The sequence below is a fragment of the Yersinia sp. 2466 StPb PI genome (assembly GCF_041538325.1).
Lineage (GTDB): Bacteria > Pseudomonadota > Gammaproteobacteria > Enterobacterales > Enterobacteriaceae > Yersinia > Yersinia enterocolitica_E.
In genome coordinates, this window is sequence record NZ_JAULSL010000001.1 from 4,108,347 (window position 1) to 4,127,905 (window position 19,559).

Below are 19,559 nucleotides of genomic sequence, written 5' to 3' on the forward strand. Positions count from 1 at the left end.
ACTTTTACACATCGGCTCAAGGTTGCGGGTCGCTGCCAGAATCCTCTTTGCGGGTTTTCACCCATTCTCGCAGTCGCTGAATATGCAGATACAGTGCGGGAATAAACAGTATCCCTACCGCAGTGGCCATCAACATGCCACCAAACACGGTGATACCGATAATTTGACGGCTCATCGCCCCGGCTCCACTGGCAAAAACCAGTGGCATCACCCCGAGGATAAACGAAATAGCAGTCATCATAACCGCACGAAAACGCTGCTTAGCACCTTCCTGTGCCGCATCACGGATACTCGCGCCCTCTTCTCTGCGGGCTTTAGAGAATTCGACGATCAAAATCGCATTCTTAGCTGCCAGCCCTATCAGCAACACTAAGCCGATTTGCGCGTACACATCGTTGGCAAACCCCATTGTCGCCAGCCCTGCTACCGCCCCGCCTACGGCAAACACCACCGAGAGGATAACCACCAGCGGAATACTCCAACTCTCATATTGGGCGACTAAAAACAGATAGGCAAAGACCAATGCAGCAAGATAGATAAACACCACTTGCCCGCCGGTTTGCTGCTCCTGCCACGACATTCCGCTCCAGCTATAGCTGTAACCTGACGGTAAATTCTGTGCCAATAACGACTCCATCGCCGCCATTGCCTGACCAGAGCTGGCACCATCAGCCGCAGAACCGCTGATGGCTACCGAAGGGAACTGGTTGAAATTACTGATAAAGGGCGCACCCACCGAGGGGGTTAACGTCACCAGATTTGCCAGACTGACCAATGCACCATTGTCACTGCGCACATTCAGACTATTTATCTGCGCGGTGCGCTGGCGGAAATCCATATCATTTTGTAATTGCACCCGGAACATACGGTTATTCAGGGTGAAATCTCCCGCATTCATTCCCCCAAGTGACGTTTGCAAGGTTTGGAAGATTCGGCTGACCGGTACCTGTAGCAGCGCGGCGCGGTCACGATCGATACTCAGATTAGTTTCAGGCACCGAAGCGCTGAAGGTGGTAAATACCCGGCTGAGTTTCGGGTCCTGATTAGCGGCAAAAATAATTCCCTGGCTCACCTGCGCCAACTCTTGCGGTGACTGGCCTAACAGCGCCTGAATACGTAAATCAAATCCAGAAGCACTGCCCAACCCGGCAATAGCCGGTGGGTTTACTGCCATGATCATCGCCGAAGGGATAGCGGCCAAATTGGTCTGAATACTGGCCAGCACGCGATCAATATGAGGCCGTTGCCCCCAAGGTTTTAGCATCACAATGGCAAATCCGGCATTGGGCGAGTTGTTGCCGCTAAGCAAACTGAAGCCGGTGATTTTTATCACATCCTCGACGGCATCATTATCAGTAACCACTTGATACATCTGGTCCATCACCGTCTGAGTCCGATTAAGCGAAGCCCCATCTGGTAGTTGTAAACTGACAAAGAAGTATCCCTGATCTTCCTCCGGCAGGAACGAGGTGGGTAAACGCGTGTAACCCCACCAGGTTGCCAGCCCCACCAGCAGTAGCGCGGCGATACTGAATACCGCTCGGCTACTGATACGGCTGGTCAATGAAACATAACCGTCGCGGGCGCGATCAAGCCCACGATTAATACCGCCGAACAGACCGGTATCTGCCAATGTGCGCCGTTTCAGCAATACCGCACACAGCGCCGGACTTAAGGTTAATGCATTGATACTGGATAAAATCACCGCCGCCGACAGTGTTACCGCAAACTGCCGGTATAGCTCACCGATAATCCCTGGCAAAATGGCAATCGGCACGAATACCGCCATCAGTACCAGGGTGGTTGCGATAATCGGCCCGGCAATTTGAGTCATTGCCTGTCTGGTTGCTTGCGCCGGTGACAGATCAGGGTCATTCGATAATAAGCGCTCGACGTTTTCCACCACCACAATAGCATCATCAACCACAATGGTTAGCGCCAGAATAATGGCAAACAGGCTCAGGGTATTGGCCGAATAACCAAAGATATACAGTACAGCGAAGGTGCCGAGCAGGGAGACCGGAATGGTAAGCGCGACGATAAAAGTTGCCCGCATACTTTGCAAAAACAGATACACCACCGCCAATACCACAATTAAGGTTAACGTCAGTGACACTGCGATTTCATGCAATGTTGCGGTAACCGGCAGGGTGGAGTCGTAATTGATTTCATACGTCAGGTCTGGCGGGAAAGAGGCTGATAGCCGAGCCATTTCATCCCGTACCCCATTAGCCACATTTAACGCGTTGGCACCCGGTACCGGATAAACTACTAAAAATGCCGATTCAGTCTGGTTTTGCGCCGCACTGACCTGATAGTTCTGCGCCCCCAGCGCCACGCGAGCAACATCACCTAACCGAATCATGCCGCCCTGAGGATTACTACGAATAATCACATTAGCAAACTGTTGTGGGTCCGTTAGCCGCCCTTGTCCACTGATGGTCAGGGTTTGCTGCTGACCGGGCACCGACGGTGATGAGCCAATCTGCCCGGCAGCCGCCTGTACGTTCTGCTGTTGTAATGCTGCGACAATATCCTGCACGCTGACATTCAGTGATTCCATCCGTTGCGGATTGAGCCAAACCCGCATGCTGTAATCACGCGCGCCAAATACCTGCACATCGCCGACACCATTGATACGCGCAATGGCATCACGCAACTGAATACTGGTGTAATTGCTGACAAACAGCGCATCATGGGTTTGTTTCGGTGAAAAAACACTGACTCCCAGCAACAAGTTAGAGGCCCGTTTGCGCACGGAAATACCGTTTTCATTCACCTCCGCCGGCAGCTGAGCACTCACCTGAGAAATGCGGTTTTGCACCTCAACCGCCGCCATATCGGGGTCGGTACCACTGGCAAAGGTAATACTTAACTGATAACTGCCGTTATTAGCACTGGTCGATTCCATATACAGCATATTGCTGACACCGTTGACCTGCGCTTCCAGTGGTGAGGCCACGGCTTGTGCAACATCGCGGGCACTGGCTCCGGGGTAGACGGCACTCACGGAAACCACCGGTGGCGTAATATCAGGATATTGTTCCACCGGAATCACATACAACGACACCCAGCCAACAATGGTTATCACCAGTGCAATAACAATGGCAAACTTGGGCCGACGGATAAAGAAATGCAGCATCTGGCCTTCCCCTTAATTTACTGTCAGTGGTGTAGCAACGCTGGCGCTAACCGTCATCCCTGGCCGGACATGTTGTAGCCCTGCCACAATCACTCGTTCGCCCACTTTCAGCCCGTCAGTCACTTCATATTGTTGTTCAAACTGCTCACCCAACGTCACTTGCCGCACATCGACCTGATCTTTATCGTTCACCACCAAAACAAAGTGTCCCTGCTTATTCTGCTGCAATGCGGCAATCGGTATGACAGTAACCGGTTTTGCCATTTCTGCTGCCAGCGACACATTCACCACCCCACCGGGCAGTAATAAATGCCGTGGATTGGCAAAACGGGTACGCAGGGTAACGGTACCGGTCTGTTTATCAATTTGATTATCAACGGACTCAAAAACGCCGCGTTCCGGGTACTGCTTACCATTCGCCAGTTGAATACGAGGAGTAAAGTTGCCAAACGGCAATGTACTGCTGTCCGCAGAGGGACCTGCAACCGACAACTGATAGGTTGCTGTAATGTAATCTCGTTCATTCACTGCGATAGCTACCCGAATCGGATCAAGTTGGACAATATTGACCAACGTGCCGCTGGCAGGATTAATTAGGCTACCGACATTAAAACGGCTGTGACCAATCTGACCGGTTATCGGCGCGTAAATACGGGTAAAACTGAGCTGTAATTGCTGGATTTGCAGGTTCGCCTGCGCCTGAGCTACCGCCGCGCGGCTGATATCGCGCTGCGCTTGTGCTTCGTCAACTTCCGCCTGGCTGACCGAGCGATTACTTCCCAAACGCTGTAAGCGGGTGAGGTTCACCTGAGCATGATTAGCACTGGCAGTCGCACTGTCTAACTGCGCCTGGGCCTGCGTTACTGCGGCCTGATGCAACGCGGGATCAATTTCATACAATAGAGAGCCCTGCTTGACCATCTGCCCTTCGGTAAACAACCGCGCAGCAATAAACCCTTCGGTACGGGTCGTCACATCCACCGCCTGAATCGCCTCCACGCGCCCCAAATACTGTAACGCAGTATCCGGTGTGATTGAGGTTACGACCGAAACAGTAACCGCAGGCAGCGGTGCTGCTGCAAAAACCTGATGTGTCACAAGACTCAACAGCAAGAGCAAATTCAGCCGAGTCCGTAGGATTCGTGGCACGTAATTGATTAGCGTGGACCAAACCAAATTCAGTGTAACCATGGTCATTCCTTACTCTCGGCAAAAAGTGATAATTTCATAAAGAGCGCGCAACCTTTTGCGGGCCAAAGAGAAGGTAACGTATTACACCTATAATGATAAGAGACTAAGATTATATTCATGTTAGTTTATATTTCTTCTGAGTCTTCACTTCCTGCTGATTAAATGGATGTTTTATCCTATTTAGGATCAGCCTAAATTTTGTAAGTGCCAAGGGAACTCACTATGACGGACTCCAGCCAGCCAGAATCACCATCACGGGCAAAAGGAGATAATGTTTTCTTTGCAAAACAAACTTTACAGGCCATGGCCTTGCTGGTTGGGGCAACCATCATTATTGCAGCGGTAGGCATTATCTATATCGCCTCGCAATTAAATGAACGAGCGACATCTCAAAGTCGTTTTCTGGTAGAAAAAGCCTGGAAAATGCGGCAAGACTCAATAAAAACCCGAATAAAAGACAATGCTTTCTGGGGTGATGCTTATGAACATTTGCATGTAAAAGTCGATCCTGACTGGGCTTTTGTCAGCCAAAATCTGGGGCCGTCACTGTATAGCGACTTTAATTATGAGGGAGTGTTTGTTGTTGATGGGCTAGGAAAAACCCGTTATTCGGTCATCAATGGGCAACTGAAAGATATTAGCCTGCCCGATTGGCTCAACAAAGATATAACCCCGTTGATTGACGCCGCCCGAGCGCGGGCAGACAAACAATATATTGCAACTGAAACCATCGACGTGGCTGGGCAACCGGCCATTGTTGCGGCTGCGGCCTTAACTACTGGTAGTGATCCACGCGTTAAAACAGTGGCTGGAGCACCCTCTGTTCTGGTGTTTATCGATTTACTGACACAGCCCGAGCTAAATACCTTGGGCGAAGATTATGGTATTCATCAACTGCGTACCCCTGAGGATGAAAAAGACGCGGCATCCAGCCCGTCAGTTCTATTATCTGCCAGTGATAACAGCGCATTGACGCTGCATTGGAATCAGGATATGCCCGGCGCGCAACTGCTCAACATATTACTCCCACTACTGACGCTGGTTGCATTGATTCTTGGGCTGACCGGCTGGTTAGTTCTGCGGCGGGCGATGTCAGAAGCACGGGTAGCGGATGAAAACAAATCTGCTTTAATCGCCAGCGAAGAACGCTTTCGTCATGTCGCCGAAGCTGCTACCGACTGGTTATGGGAAACCGATGCCGATTTACGCATCACCTACCTGTCGCAACGGTTTTTGACCATTACCGGATTAAGTGTGGAGCGCTGGCTGGGGCGTAATCTTGATTCACTGTTAAATTGCGATATTATCCCGCTGCGCTCTTGGTTACAGCACACCCATCTGACTGAATCTCGCAATGAGTTGCAATGCACTTATTTCTCCGCCAAAGGCGATAAACGCATTTGCCGTATTTATGCCAAACCTATCATCCAAAACAACGAAACCATTGGGTTCCGTGGCACCGCATCGGATATCACCCGTGAAATAGAAGCACAGGAACGGATTCAGCACCTCTCTCTACATGATGCATTGACCGGTTTACCCAACCGTCTGCGAATGAAAGAATTCCTGGAAAATAAGTTACGCCATTTAGCTGCGGCCCCCCACCCGCTGGTTATCCTCAATGTTGACTTGGATAAGTTTAAACCTGTTAACGACACTTTTGGTCATGTTACCGGTGATCTGGTACTGCATCAGGTATCTGAACGCCTAAGAAGTTGTTTGCGTGATCAAGATTTAGTCGCGCGTCAGGGGGGAGATGAATTTGTTCTAATTATCACAGGTCTTGCGTCACGCAAAGAAATTGAACAGCTTTGTACGCGCGTTATCACCCGAATCGAAAGTCCTTACGTGATAAATGATCAGGATATTTATATCGGGGCCAGCATTGGTATTGCACTGGCACCTCAAGACTCAATGCAAGCCGAAGAGCTATTACGATTTGCAGATATTGCCATGTATGAAGCTAAAAACAGTGGCCGTAACCGTTGGAGCTTCTACTCCAGTGAAATGAATGAGCGCCTGATGCAACGCAGTGAGCTAGAGCGTTTTTTACGTCAGGCCGTTAAGCACAACGAATTTAACCTTTATTACCAGCCACGCTACCGTATTGAGGGAACACAACTGACGGGTGCTGAAGCCTTGGTGCGCTGGAACCACCCGATTTTGGGGCTGCTGATGCCGGATCAATTTATTGCGCTGGCCGAAGAGACGGGGCTTATCACCTCAATTAGCGACTGGACCATGCTACAGGCATGTCAGGATGCATCGACATGGCCCTCGTCACTGATTGTTTCCGTTAATATTTCTGCGGTTGAATTCAGGAACCAGCGCCTGATAGAACGAGTGCGCCAAGTCCTGCTGCTCACTGGGCTACCTAGCCATCGATTGGAGCTGGAAATCACCGAGCGGATAATGATTGAAGATGCCGATGGTGCCTTTAAAACCATGACAGCATTGAAAACCCTGGGTGTGCGCTTATCGATGGATGACTTTGGTACTGGATATTCCTCACTGAATTATCTGCGCCGCTTCCCGTTCGATGGATTGAAAATTGATAAGAGCTTTACCGATGAACTGGCCGAGTCACATGAAGGCCAATCAATTGTCGAAGGAATCATTAACCTCGGCCATGCGCTGTCCATGACGGTGACCGCCGAAGGGGTAGAAACCGCCGAGCAGCTCGGGCAGTTACAGACTCTGATGTGTGATGAAGTTCAGGGTTATTTCTTGGGTAAGCCAATGAAACTGGATGATTTATTAGTTCTTATCCGTAATACACATTATGATTGAGGGCCGTTCAGCCGCTGGCGCTCAAGGCTATAGGGCTGAGCGGTAACGCTATTTTTAAGAGGTTAACCGGGGAGAGGCTATACCAGATCGCTTATTTTCAGTTGATAAAGGCCATCTAGAAAAGCTGGAATAAAGCTACCAGGGCCTGCCACCTGCTGAGATACCTGCCCGCCGACTTGTGACATCACCCGGCAAGCCGTTGCCACATGATGTAAACGGTCGCCTTCCAGTGCGCAAAATGCCGCTACCACGGCAGAAAGTGCGCACCCCGTCCCCACTACCCGGGTCATCAGCTTATCGCCACCGGTCACGGCAAAATCACGCAGGCCGTCGGTGATATAATCCACCTCACCGGTAACCGCAACCACAGTCTGCACCTGTAGTGCCAATTGGCGAGCAGCAGGCAGTGCACTCACCGAAGAATCGACACTATCCACCCCACGCCCCATAGTCGCCATACCGCTTAATGCCATGATTTCCGAGGCGTTACCCCGTATTGCCGCCGGTTTTAGCGCTAATAATTGATGGGCAAAATCAGTACGATAGACAAACCCGCCGACCGCAACGGGGTCCAGCACCCAAGGGGTAGAGGATTGATTTGCCGCCTGGATTGCCGCCAGCATGGATTCGGCCTGAGCGCGGTGTAACGTGCCGATATTGATAAGTAAACTGTTCGCCATTGTACTAAATTGTGCGGCCTCTTCAGCTTCAACCACCATGGCAGGAAAAGCCCCTAATGCCAGTAACACATTGGCAGTGAAGGACTGTACTACCTCATTAGTCAGGCAATGGACTAATGGCGGTGTAGTTTGGAATTGTTGCAAACAGGCCGCCGCCAGTGCATCAGGGTACGGGAGAGGAGCGATTGAAAAGTCAGAGCGAATAGTATTCATGATATCCCCCACCGGCGAAGAAGAAGGGGGACCGTTGTTTATGGACTCAACAACGATACCGCGACTTCCCTCCGCTGGTATAATCCAGATCAGGTAATACGGGTAAAATCTCAGCCATTACGCATTTAGCGGCAGGCACCCCGAGTCAACGAGCTTTATTATTAACACAATTAGCGGTAATCAAACACCATTAGCCATAATCATCACTTATGGCATTTTGACGCAGCGGCAATCAGTGCTTGCCCTAGAGCCAGCCCACCATCACCGGCAGGCAGACGCTGGGGCAGCAACAGTTGGAAATCATGCAGTTGTGCGCTAAGTAACTCACGCAGTAACCGGTTATGTAGCACCCCACCTGAAAAGACAATAGTATCAATACGATAATACTGGGCCGCCTGCCGCGCCAAAGTAGCAAATCCCTGGGCCAGAGCAAAATGGAACGCATAGGCCCGCTCCGCCGGAGTGGCATTATAAGCCAACCATTGCTGCCAGAAAGTGGCTAAGTCCAGTTGGTTATCGCACAGCGGCATCGTCACTGGCGGCACTGAAACCGCACTTTGTCGCGCCAGTGCTTCCAACTGGCAGGCGGCTTCGCCCTCCCAACTTATCGATAGCGGGGCAAGATTGAGTGCAGCCGCTACTGCATCAAATAAGCGCCCAGTTGAAGAGGCCAACGGCGCATTAATCCCCCGCTCAATCGCCCGCGCCAATACCCTACCCTCCGGCTGAGGAATCACCGCACTCTCAGGCAAATGTTGCCAATTGGGGACATAGCGCTGTAACTGGGCCAGCAGGTTACGCCACGGTTGACGCGAGGCCAGATCGCCACCGGGTAGTGCCACTGCGGGCAAGCCACCAATATATTCACAGCTCGTATAATCTACTCGTAGGCATTCACCGCCCCACAATTGACCATCAGCGCCATAACCCAGCCCATCCAATGCCACACCAATCACCGCCCCACCCTCGCGAGGCCAGCCATGCTCTGCCAGACAAGCCACCAGATGGGCATGATGATGTAGCACGTCAACACAAGGGATATTCCACTGTGCTGCCAGGGTTTTCCCTAATTGGTGGCTGACGTATCCGGGGTGAGCATCCACCGCTATCACCTGTGGTGTGAAATGGTAAATATCACAAAACAGCGCCACTAACTGCTGCTGTTGCTGTGCGATATCGCGGTCTTCCAGATCCCCCAGATGTTGACTCAACACTGCATTACCATCACGCAGCAGGCAAAACGTGTTTTTCATATCCGCACCCAGCGCCAGAACTGCTGGCTGCTGGCTAAATCCCGGAGGTAACTCGAAAGCATCTGGCACATACCCTCTGGCTCGGCGTAGCATTTCAGCACTGCTGCCGGTGAGTCGCACTAATGAGTCATCGGCCCGCTGCACAATTTGCCTATCGTGCAATAACCAGTGGTCAGCAATATCTCTCAGGGCACCTAGCGCCTGCTCATTACTCAATGCCGGGGGTTTACCACGGCCATTACCGGAGGTCATCACCAGAGGCCGTCCGACCTGTTGCAGCAGCAAATGTTGTAACGGATTGGCGGGTAGCATCACGCCAATTTCAGGTAAGCCCGGTGCCAGCGCCGTACACAGCGGGCTATCAGCCCGCGACGAAACCAACACAATCGGAGCCGCAGGGCTACGTAACACGCGTAATAACGCGGCGCTATCGTTACTTTGCACGCAGCGTGATAACCAGTCGGCGTTCGGTAACATCACCGCCAGCGGCTTGGAAGGCCGTTGCTTGCGCTGCCGTAAACGGGCCACCGCAGCAGCATTGGTGGCATCTACCGCCAGATGGAATCCTCCCAGCCCTTTGACGGCAACAATATCTCCTGCCAACAGGGCGGCTGCGGCTTGCTCTAGCGCCGCAAAGTTGTGCGCAATCGATTGTCCCTCTCGCCCCGTTAGCCACAATTGCGGGCCACAATCGGCACAGGCATTGGGTTGGGCGTGAAAACGGCGATCGGCCGGATGGTCATATTCTGCCTGACAGGCGGCACATAGTGGGAATTCGCGCATGGCGGTATAAGGCCGGTCATAGGGCATGCGGTGAATAATAGTAAAACGTGGGCCACAATGGGTGCAGTTGATAAACGGGTAGCGGTAGCGACGATTGGCAGGATGGTTCATTTCAGCCAAACAGGCGTCGCAGGTTGCAGCATCCGGTACAATTTGCGTATCCATCTGCCCGGCACCGCTGTGATGAATCACAAAATCCAGTGGCGGCTGCGCCCAATGGTAGGGCGAGGTGGTGACACTATCAATTTGTGCCAATGGCGGGCAATGACGCGGCAGTGCCTGTAAGAAATCCGCCAGCGCCGGTGATTGCCACAAGTGAATCGTCACGCCCGCACTGTCGTTACTGACATCGCCCCTTAGCGCAAAGCGGTGGGCAAGCTGCCAGATATAAGGGCGGAACCCCACGCCTTGCACCTTACCTTTTACCCGCAGGCAGAGGCCATTTTTATCCACAGAAACTCCTTCACAAGGCTGCCAGCAACCTGTTTTATAGCTCGGAGATTGCGGGGCGACTGCACCGATGGGCGCTTCGACGGCTCACGCCGTTACGACCCATTCGGCACATTTCCCCACTTATCAAATAGTTAATCGCCTGTCACTTCAAGTGCGAATGGGTTCCCAAAAGTCATTGGAGTTACAGGTAGGCAGCAAGTAAGCAAATCCCGATGAGCTGACATCAGTCAGTGATTCGGGTGAGCGAACGCAGCTAACACCCCTGCGGCTTCAAGGACGAATGGGATCAGCAAATACGGGGCAATGGCTCATCCAGAGGCAAATCCAATCTACGCGAAACACCATACGCACCGCATAAGCGCACTTGTTTATTCTCAGTCACCTGCCCGATAACGGCGGCATCCTGGCCGAGTGGATGGTTATGGAGCGCTGTTAATACCACTTCTTGTGCCTCTGGTGACACCACCAGCACCAGCTTACCTTCGTTGGCAAAGTTGAGTGCATCCAGCCCCAGCAATTCGCAAATACCCCGCACCGCCGGTTTCAGGGGGAGATCTGATTCGTTGATCTCCATGCCGCAACCGCTGGCGGCCGCAAATTCATGTAGGATCGCCGTCACGCCGCCACGGGTAGCATCACGTAACGCCCGCACTCCGGGAATAGATCGCAGCGGAGCGATCAACGGTGCCAATAGTGCACAATCGCTCACCAGCTCTGCTTCCAGCCCCAGCCCTTCACGCAGGTTCAGAATGGTCGCGCCATGATCACCTAAAGTGCCACTGACAACGATCCGATCACCAGCACGGATCATCGCGGTTCCCCAATGGATATCTGCGGGGATCACGCCTATGCCGGTGGTATTGATAAAGATCTTATCCGCCGCGCCACGCTGCACGACTTTGGTATCACCTGTAACTATCTGAATCCCCGCCTGCCGCGCGGTAGCCGCCATTGATTGCACAATGCGCGTGAGAACATCCATCGGCAAACCTTCTTCCAGAATAAAACCGCAGGAGAGATAGCGTGGCGTTGCGCCACTGACCGCCACATCATTTGCTGTGCCGCACACGGCCAACTTGCCGATATCGCCGCCGGGGAAAAAGATCGGATCAATGACATAGCTGTCGGTGGATACCGCCAGCCGATCGCCCTGTACGGTTAGATCCGTCAGCGCGATACGCGCCTGATCTTCCCGTTCATTCAGCGCCGGATTGGAAAACTCCGCCAGAAACAGTGATTCGATCAAGCTCTGCATTGCCCGGCCACCGCTGCCGTGGGCCAGAGTAATCTCTTTCTTATTCATTTAGTTGTGACCTTATTAATAACCCAAAGTCATTGGAGTTGCAGGTAGGCGCTGCAAGCGAACGCAGCTCCCCTCAGCAGCTTCAAGTACCAAGGGTTATCGATACTGATAATAAGCGGCGCAGGCCCCTTCGGATGACACCATCAGCGCGCCAAAGGCATTGTCTGGCGTACACTCACCGCCGAACAGTGAGCATTGATCAGGCTTGCAACGCCCAGTCAGCACATCACCACAGCGAGATCGTGGAGAGTCTGCCACCTGCTGCTGCTGTGGTTTGAAACGTAATTCGGCATCAAATTCGGTATAGTCAGGGCTGAGTTGTACGCCGGAATCCGCGATTTCCCCCAAACCACGCCATTCGCTGCTGGCTTTAGCAACAAAAACCTCTGTCATTGCCTGTTGTGCCAGTAAGTTGCCGCTGTCCGGCACGATACGCCGATACTGGTTCTCTACCACACAACGCCCGCTGACCATCTGTTCAAGCAGCATTACTAGCCCCTGCAAGATATCCAGCGGCTCAAAACCGGTAACCACCAATGGCTTGTGGAATTGGTCGCAAATAAAGCCATAGGGCGTGGTGCCAATCACCATACTGACATGACCGGGAGCCAGAAAAGCGTCGATACGCACATCCGGTTGTTGCAGCAAGCTACGCAAGGTAGGAATGATGGTGATGTGCTGGCAGAACACAGTGAAATTGGTCAACCCGAGCCGTTTGGCTTGTTGCAGGGTTAAGGCACTGGCAGGCATGGTGGTTTCAAAGCCGAGGCCAAAAAACACCACTTGGCGATCAGGATTATGCTGTGCCAGCGTCAGTGCATCCAACGGCGAATAGACCACGCGAATATCCGCGCCGCGCCGTTTGGCATCCAGCATCGAACCATTGCGCCCTGGCACACGCATCGCATCACCGTAAGTGCAAAAAATCACCTCAGGATGCGTGGCGATTTCCAAACAGCTATCAATGCGGCCCATCGGCAACACACACACCGGGCAGCCCGGTCCATGGACAAACTCCAACCCCTCAGGCAGCAGTTGATCAAGGCCGAATTTGAAGATCGCATGAGTGTGCCCACCGCAGACTTCCATAATTTGTAGTGGCAAGCGCTGTTGATCCGCGATCTGCGGCAATAACTGTTCGATCCGTTGCAATAATGCGCTCACTAATGCGGGATCACGAAACTCATCAACGTAACGCATCGCGTGCCTCGCTTGCGGCGCTGGCATCCCAATCCAGCCCAACTGCCTGCATATGTTCCAGCGCGGCCAGTGTCTGTTGTGCCTCTTCTTCGTCAAGCAGGCTCATGGCAAACCCAACATGCACCAACACCCACTGACCTAGCAATGCCGCTGGGGTATCGTCGCATACCAGTGCGATATTGATTTCACGCTTCACTCCGCTCACTTCCACCCATGCCAGTTGGTGAATGTCTTCACCCACCGCCACAATTTTGCCGGGAACGCCTATGCACATCGCTGTGTCTCCAGCCATTCCAGCCACAAATCCATCCCCTCTCCGCTACTGGCAGACAGCGCAATCACCTGAATATCAGGATTCACCTGACGGGCATAGGCAATGCACTGTTCAATATCAAAATCCAGATAGGGCAGCAGATCGATTTTATTGATAATCATCAGGGTGGAAGCTGCAAACATATGGGGGTATTTCAGCGGCTTATCTTCGCCTTCAGTAACTGACAATACCGCCACTTTATGGCGTTCGCCCAGATCAAAGCTAGCCGGACACACCAAGTTGCCGACGTTTTCAATAAACAGCAGGCTATCATCAGCCAGAGCTAAACGGTGTGCCGCATCGTGCACCATCTGCGCATCCAGATGGCAGCCTTTACCGGTATTGACCTGAATCGCGGGTACGCCTGTGGCGCGAATACGTTCGGCATCATGGGTGGTTTGCTGATCACCTTCAATTACCGCGCAAGGCACTTGCCCGGCCAGCAGTTGCAAGGTCGAGGTCAGTAGCGTGGTTTTGCCAGAACCGGGGCTGGAAACCAAATTCAGCGCCAGAATATGTTGTTCGACAAAATGCTCACGATTATGGTGAGCTAACTGGTTATTTTTGCTCAGCACGTCTTGCTCGATTTGCAGCAAGCGGCGCTGACCCATGCCCGGTGCATGGCTGCCAGCCTCGCCCTGTCCGTAATGCAGCCCTTGTTGATCGGCATGCACTTGTGGCGCAAAGGTTTCAGCTTCCGGCTGAGCTGATTCCGGTATCGCTACCGGTTCAGGCGTTTTACCGTGGTAGTGATGATGAACATCGCCCTGATGGTAATAATAGTGATGATGGACAATGACCGGCTGCGTGCCTTTGGCAACATATTTATGTTTATGCTGAGTTTTTTGCGGCTGGGCATCGTTGGGGTGGTCATGATGGTGATCATCATGGTGGTGGCCATCGTGATGATGGTGGCCGTGACCATCATCATGATGGTCGTGGTCATGATGGTGACTGTCGTCGCCTTCGATCTTTGTTTCGCCGCTGGCGCAACCACAAGTCGTGCACATAGGAATTCACTCCTTCAGGATTATTCCACTTCTATCTGTTTTACCTGCAAACTGTCACCACTCTCCACTTGCAGAGCATGGCTGCCACAATGCGGGCACCCGGCATCGTGCCGTTCAATCTGAACACTGGCGCTACACTCCCAACACCAGGCTTGTGCGGGTAAGTAATTGATATGCAAGTGGCAATTAGCTGCCAATGTCTCACGGCTGGCCGCGTCAAAACTAAAACGCAATGCGCTCTCCTCAATACAAGAGAGCGCACCAATCTCCAGCCATACCGCCGTTATTCGTTTGGCCCCGTTAAGCCTGGCCTGTGTTTCAATCAGCTCCAGCGTACTGAGGCATAAACTGATTTCATGCATGCTGATTCGTCATTTGACTAAACAACGCCCGCCGCCGTGGATTAGCCGGTGCATCAGCATTGCTAATGGGCAGTGAAAGCACCATGCGAGCGCTCTGTTCTGCCAGCAGCAGCGCCTGTTCCGCTTGCAGCGTAGTGTCCAATGGCGACATCAGCGAGCGGCTCAGGTACTGGCCGCAACCGGCTATTTCGCCGAGCGTAAAACTGATGGTGCCGCATGGCAGTGCCAGCATCAAGCGCTCACCCACCACCCGACGCGGCCAGCTTTGCTGCGGCCCCGGTAATACCACTAAACTCAGCATCCACGGGGTTAATAACGCGCCCACCCATTGCTGCTCAAATAACTGAAAGCCACAGGCGCGTAGCGGTATGTGGTCACGGTAGAATGGCAAGCCGCGCATCTCATCCGCGGCAATCTGGCTGAAAACCTGCTCCAGTAAAGGAGCCGGGTTTTGCGTCAGCCCGATAATGCCAGCGTCATCAAGGAAGTCAGACATGGTCTTGCTCCCGCGCGTTGAGCGTAATTCCGCTTAAGCGCAATGCGGCCAGAATCTGCTCCAATGCTGGCTCCATCGCCTGTATCACCGTCGGTGTCAGGCCAATTCCTGGCGCCAGAGATTCTGGCACCACGCCCACCAATGTCAGTTGGCGCGGGGATTCACCGGTCAGTTGCAGTGCCATCAACACATCGCATAGCCCCAACTGGTGGGGCGAGACTTTGCGGCTGAACATAGCCGGTATCTCTTTATCATGCAGCACCGCGACACTGCCCGGAGGCTGGCCGGTGAATACCGCATCAGCAACAATCAAATGTTCGCGGTTTGCCATCGCTTCCATCAGCTCTAAACCGGCGGTACCGCCGTCCAACACCTCAACACCTGGGGGTATCTCAAAGCGTTGTTCCAATGCTTCAACCAGACGTACCCCCACCGCTTCATCGCTGAGTAATAAGTTACCTATACCTAATACCAAAATCCCCATCACAGCACCTTGACTTTGGTCACTTCGTTGCCCGTTGTATCAACAATATGTACGGCACAAGACATACACGGGTCGAATGAGTGAATGGTCCGCACCACTTCGAGCGGTTTGGCCGGATCAGCAACCGGTGTACCCACCAGCGCTTGTTCGTATGGCCCGGGTTCGTCATTGTAGTTACGCGGGCCGGCGTTCCAGGTGGAGGGCACCACCGCCTGATAGTTGGCGATTTTGCCGTCTTTGATGACCACCCAGTGCGACAACATGCCGCGTGGCGCTTCTTCAAAGCCAACACCGCGGATTTCGCCAGTTAACGGAATATTCGGTTTGATAAAGGTTTCTACGTCGCCGGTACCGATATTGGCCACCAGCGCCGTCCATTGCTGAGCCAGCGTTTCATGCAGCACGCAACAATGCACTGCGCGGCCAATGATGCGACCCAGCGTCGATGGCAGTTGATCTTGCGTGATAGCCTGCCCGCTCAATTTCTGATAGGCCGCGCCAATATCGCTGAAATGCTGTTTAGTCGGCGCGTGGTCAGCCGCCAGACCGCACATCAACCATGCCAGCGGCCCAACTTCTACCGTTTTGCCGTAGAAAGTTGGCGCTTTTACCCACGAGTATTTGCCCTCTTCCTGCCAGCCGGTGTAGTTCGGGTTGGTTTTGCCCTCCCACGGTGCCAGCGGCTCGTCATCTTGATACCAGGCATGTTTGCCGCTCTCGGCAATCCCTTTGATCAGATAAGGATCGTTATGGTTGGCAATCGGCCGGAAAGTACCCTTATCCAGATAGCCGCCCGGCAGCAGGAAAGTCTCCCCTTTGCGATCGGTCGGTAGCTCCGGCACGCTGAGATAGTAATCCGCCCCTTTACCCAGATTGAGCCAACCTGGATAGTGGGCAGCGATCACCGCCGTGTCCACTTTATAAACTTGCTCGATAAAACTGCCCAGTCGGTCGATGAAGGATTTCACCAACATCAAGCGCTCCAGATTAAGCACACTTGGCATATCCAGATTGATTGGATTGGCAACGCCCCCTACAGCCAGATTCTGAATGTGCGGTGTTTTGCCCCCCAATACCGCCACAATGCGGTTGGCATCGCGCTGGCACTCCAGTGCTTGCAAATAGTGCGCTACCGCAATCAGGTTCACTTCTGGTGGCAACGCCATTGCCGGATGGCCCCAGTAGCCGTTGGCAAAAATACCTAACTGCCCACTGGCCACCAGGTCTTTGATTTTCTGCTGTACACGGCTGAACTCTTCCGCGCTGTTCAGTGGCCAGCTCGATAAGCCACTCAACATGGCGGCCGCCTTCTGTGGCGAGGCTTGCAGCGCTGAGGTGACATCCACCCAATCCAGTGCCGACAGTTGGTAGAAGTGCACGATATGGTCATGGATGCTATGCGCGGCCAGAATCAAATTGCGGATATGTTGCGCATTGACTGGGACTTCCATCCCCAATGCATTTTCCACGGCGCGCACCGAGGCGATAGCGTGGATGGTGGTACATACGCCACAAATACGCTGCACAATCATCCAGGCATCGCGGGGATCATTGCCTTGTAAAATCTCTTCCATGCCACGCCACATGGTGCCGGAGGACCAGGCTTTAATGACCTTGCCGTCCTCAATTTCGCAGTCGATCCGCAGGTGTCCCTCAATGCGGGTGACGGGATCAATGGTGATGCGTTGGCTCATGCTTTACCTCTGTCTGATTATTCTTATGTAATTGCCCGTGAGCAGGCAGCACCGGCAATAGCCGAATCAATAAAATGTAGGCGCAGACCTCAATGGCGACGAAGCCAATTGAGATCAGGATTTCACTGGTGGTTGGGAAGTAGTTGTAGCCACCGCCGGGGTTAAAGGCCAGTAGCGAGTAGTTGAGCCGCCATAGCGCCGCGCCCGCAATCATGCACAGCGCGCCGATAAACAGTAAGCGGCTATCTTCTCTGGCCCGCCGGATACGGAAGATGATGAGCGGCAAAGTCATCAGTCCGATTTCAGCCCAAAAGGCGATAGCGTAGCGGTCGAAATGCAGCAGATAATCTATTTTGTGCCGCACTACCACTTCACCCAAGCGCAGCAAGACAAATAGCAGCAGGAATAGGTCGATAATGGTGGTCAGCCGGGTAAACAGCGGTGCTTCATTGGCACCTCGCCCACGCAGCCCGGCCTGCACCAAAGAGCCTTCAAAGATGACAATAGAGAAGCCCAGAATGGCGGCGGTGAGCAATGAAAATAGCGGTAACATTTCATAGCTTTGCCACAGCGGATGAATCTTCGCACCTGCGGCAATCATCAATGAACCCATTGAGGACTGATGCATAGTCGGCAGCAGCGCACCCAATGCAATGACGAAAAACATCACTTTGTTCAGCCGCTTGAGCGAAACCTTCCAACCGAGGCGTTCAAACAGTGCGGGGGCAAACTCCAGCGCCATTACACCGATATAAATGGTCATACAGACGGCGGTTTCGAATAATACCGAATTGACGTTAAAGTAACCGGGGATAAAGAAGTAAGGCAGGTTCCAATAGCGGCCAACATCAATGGTGATCGACAATCCCCCCAGCGCATAGCCAAATAAACTGGCTAACAGCGCCGGGCGTACCAGCGGGTGATATTCGCCCCGGTTAAAGACATAAACCGCCCAGGCCAACGCCCAGCCGCCACAGGCCAAACCGGTTCCCACCAATAAGTCGAAAGCGATCCAGATCCCCCACGGGAAGCCGCCGTTCAAATCACTGACTGAACCCAGCCCGAGCACCAAACGTTTAACTATCAGCAGCGCGCATAACACAACAAAAGGCGCTAGCAGCATCACCGGCCAACTGACCAGCCGCCCACCCAATGGACTGGATTTATGCATCGTCATCTGGACCGTCCTTTTTATCGTGCGTGTCGGCATCACTGTCTTTGCGCTCATCGCGGGTATTGCGATGCACCAGCGCCGTCACACCGGCCAGTACCGCCAGCGGCAGGATCATGCCTTTGTACAGGGTGTGCTGAACATGCTCCGAACGCGCACCGGTTGCCAGTTCTGCCAACGGTGGCAAATCAAGTTTCTCGGTCGGAATACCCGCCAGTACCAACACCTGCGTACCACCGCCCTCTTTTTCGCCGTATACGTGCGGATCATAATGGGCAACCGGATGCTCGTATGTGTCGTTGGCACTGAGTGTCTGACGTGGGAAACGATAGTTCTCACCCGGTGTTAACGTCAGCCGCCGTTTGGCTTCTGACAGCAACGCTTCACGGGTACCAAATATCACCGCCCCGGTCGGACACACCTCAACACAACCAGGCAAACCGCCTTTGTCGAGCCGCTCCACCCCTTTCTGATTACACAACTCACATTTATGGATCTTGCCAAAGGGATTATCGTAATCGTATTTCGGCACATTGAACGGGCAGCCAACCATGCAGTAGCGACAGCCGGTACAGATATCCGGGTCATAGTGAACGATGCCGGTTTTGGCATCTTTGCGCAGTGCGCTGACCGGGCAGACGGAAACACAGTTGGGATCAACGCAATGCATACACTGCTTTTTGATATAGGCGTAACCATCTTCCAACTGATCTTTATGGATACCTGCACCACTGGTCCACACCTGAATAATGTTGTTGGTATAGGGGCTAAGTTTGTCGTTATTTGACCAGATAGCATCACCACCGGCGTAGGTTTCACCGTGCGCGGCAAACTCGCTGTGATTAATCTGTTGGCATTTACTGACACACGCCTGACAACCGACGCATAACGTCGAGTCATACAACATGCCAAGCGCACCGGGGATCGGTGGTCGGTTTTGGACCTCAGCTTTACTGCTGGGGGAAAGTCCCGCCAGCAAGACACCGCCCGAGGCTAATTTGAAAAAGTGACGTCGGTTCAC

General features: G+C 53.0%; 15 protein-coding genes and 1 riboswitch. Of the genes, 1 reads left to right on the forward strand and 14 read right to left on the reverse strand.

Going from position 1 to position 19,559, the window contains the following annotated elements; all coding sequences use genetic code 11:
* Positions 1 to 16: 16 nt before the first annotated feature.
* Both Q2T72_RS18605 and Q2T72_RS18610 read right to left on the reverse strand, forming a co-directional pair.
* Positions 17 to 3,142: an efflux RND transporter permease subunit gene (locus Q2T72_RS18605; RefSeq protein WP_372569641.1), complete on the reverse strand. Its 3,126-nt coding sequence runs from the start codon at positions 3,140 to 3,142 to the stop codon at positions 17 to 19.
* A 12-nt stretch (positions 3,143 to 3,154) separates the two neighbouring features.
* Complete coding sequence (locus tag Q2T72_RS18610; RefSeq protein WP_372560538.1) at positions 3,155 to 4,333, reverse strand: efflux RND transporter periplasmic adaptor subunit; 1,179 nt, start codon at positions 4,331 to 4,333, stop codon at positions 3,155 to 3,157.
* 222 nt (positions 4,334 to 4,555) lie between these two features.
* Between Q2T72_RS18610 and Q2T72_RS18615 the strand changes: the two genes are divergently transcribed.
* The gene (locus Q2T72_RS18615; RefSeq protein WP_193784773.1) at positions 4,556 to 7,123 is read left to right on the forward strand and encodes an EAL domain-containing protein; all 2,568 of its coding nucleotides are present in this window, start codon (positions 4,556 to 4,558) and stop codon (positions 7,121 to 7,123) included.
* A gap of 77 nt (positions 7,124 to 7,200) precedes the next feature.
* Here the strand turns inward: Q2T72_RS18615 and thiM are convergent, their stop codons facing one another.
* The 12 genes from thiM to hybA all read right to left on the reverse strand — a co-directional run bounded on the left by thiM (position 7,201) and on the right by hybA (position 19,559).
* Positions 7,201 to 8,016 (reverse strand): hydroxyethylthiazole kinase, encoded by an 816-nt coding sequence (gene thiM / locus Q2T72_RS18620; protein WP_372569642.1) that lies wholly within the window; start codon positions 8,014 to 8,016, stop codon positions 7,201 to 7,203.
* 49 nt (positions 8,017 to 8,065) lie between these two features.
* Positions 8,066 to 8,169: riboswitch (TPP riboswitch) on the reverse strand.
* Positions 8,170 to 8,219: 50 nt separating this feature from the next.
* The gene (hypF, locus tag Q2T72_RS18625; RefSeq protein WP_372569643.1) at positions 8,220 to 10,505 is read right to left on the reverse strand and encodes a carbamoyltransferase HypF; all 2,286 of its coding nucleotides are present in this window, start codon (positions 10,503 to 10,505) and stop codon (positions 8,220 to 8,222) included.
* Between the two features lie 286 nt (positions 10,506 to 10,791).
* Positions 10,792 to 11,808, reverse strand: a complete 1,017-nt coding sequence (gene hypE / locus Q2T72_RS18630; RefSeq protein ID WP_372569644.1) for a hydrogenase expression/formation protein HypE — start codon at positions 11,806 to 11,808, stop codon at positions 10,792 to 10,794.
* 96 nt (positions 11,809 to 11,904) lie between these two features.
* Positions 11,905 to 13,008, reverse strand: coding sequence for a hydrogenase formation protein HypD (gene hypD / locus Q2T72_RS18635; protein ID WP_083162473.1), 1,104 nt, complete (start codon positions 13,006 to 13,008; stop codon positions 11,905 to 11,907).
* Complete coding sequence (hybG, locus tag Q2T72_RS18640) at positions 12,995 to 13,282, reverse strand: hydrogenase maturation factor HybG (RefSeq protein WP_083162471.1); 288 nt, start codon at positions 13,280 to 13,282, stop codon at positions 12,995 to 12,997. Before hybG ends, hypD begins: the two co-directional genes overlap by 14 nt.
* Positions 13,273 to 14,331 (reverse strand): hydrogenase nickel incorporation protein HypB, encoded by a 1,059-nt coding sequence (gene hypB, locus Q2T72_RS18645; protein WP_372569645.1) that lies wholly within the window; start codon positions 14,329 to 14,331, stop codon positions 13,273 to 13,275. The genes hybG and hypB overlap by 10 nt, the downstream gene beginning before the upstream one ends.
* A 20-nt stretch (positions 14,332 to 14,351) precedes the next feature.
* Positions 14,352 to 14,693 carry a hydrogenase maturation nickel metallochaperone HypA gene (hypA, locus tag Q2T72_RS18650; protein WP_372569646.1) on the reverse strand — a complete coding sequence of 114 codons (342 nt, stop codon included), beginning with the start codon at positions 14,691 to 14,693 and terminating at the stop codon, positions 14,352 to 14,354.
* Positions 14,686 to 15,189, reverse strand: coding sequence for a hydrogenase-2 assembly chaperone (gene hybE / locus Q2T72_RS18655; protein ID WP_372569648.1), 504 nt, complete (start codon positions 15,187 to 15,189; stop codon positions 14,686 to 14,688). Before hybE ends, hypA begins: the two co-directional genes overlap by 8 nt.
* The gene (locus Q2T72_RS18660) at positions 15,182 to 15,673 is read right to left on the reverse strand and encodes a HyaD/HybD family hydrogenase maturation endopeptidase (RefSeq protein ID WP_372569649.1); all 492 of its coding nucleotides are present in this window, start codon (positions 15,671 to 15,673) and stop codon (positions 15,182 to 15,184) included. The genes hybE and Q2T72_RS18660 overlap by 8 nt, the downstream gene beginning before the upstream one ends.
* A complete protein-coding gene (hybC, locus tag Q2T72_RS18665) occupies positions 15,673 to 17,367 on the reverse strand; it encodes a hydrogenase 2 large subunit (protein WP_372569650.1) in 1,695 nt (564 codons plus the stop codon). Before hybC ends, Q2T72_RS18660 begins: the two co-directional genes overlap by 1 nt.
* A complete protein-coding gene (gene hybB / locus Q2T72_RS18670) occupies positions 17,345 to 18,544 on the reverse strand; it encodes a Ni/Fe-hydrogenase cytochrome b subunit (protein ID WP_372569651.1) in 1,200 nt (399 codons plus the stop codon). Before hybB ends, hybC begins: the two co-directional genes overlap by 23 nt.
* Positions 18,531 to 19,559 carry a hydrogenase 2 operon protein HybA gene (hybA, locus tag Q2T72_RS18675; protein ID WP_050086541.1) on the reverse strand — a complete coding sequence of 343 codons (1,029 nt, stop codon included), beginning with the start codon at positions 19,557 to 19,559 and terminating at the stop codon, positions 18,531 to 18,533. The genes hybB and hybA overlap by 14 nt, the downstream gene beginning before the upstream one ends.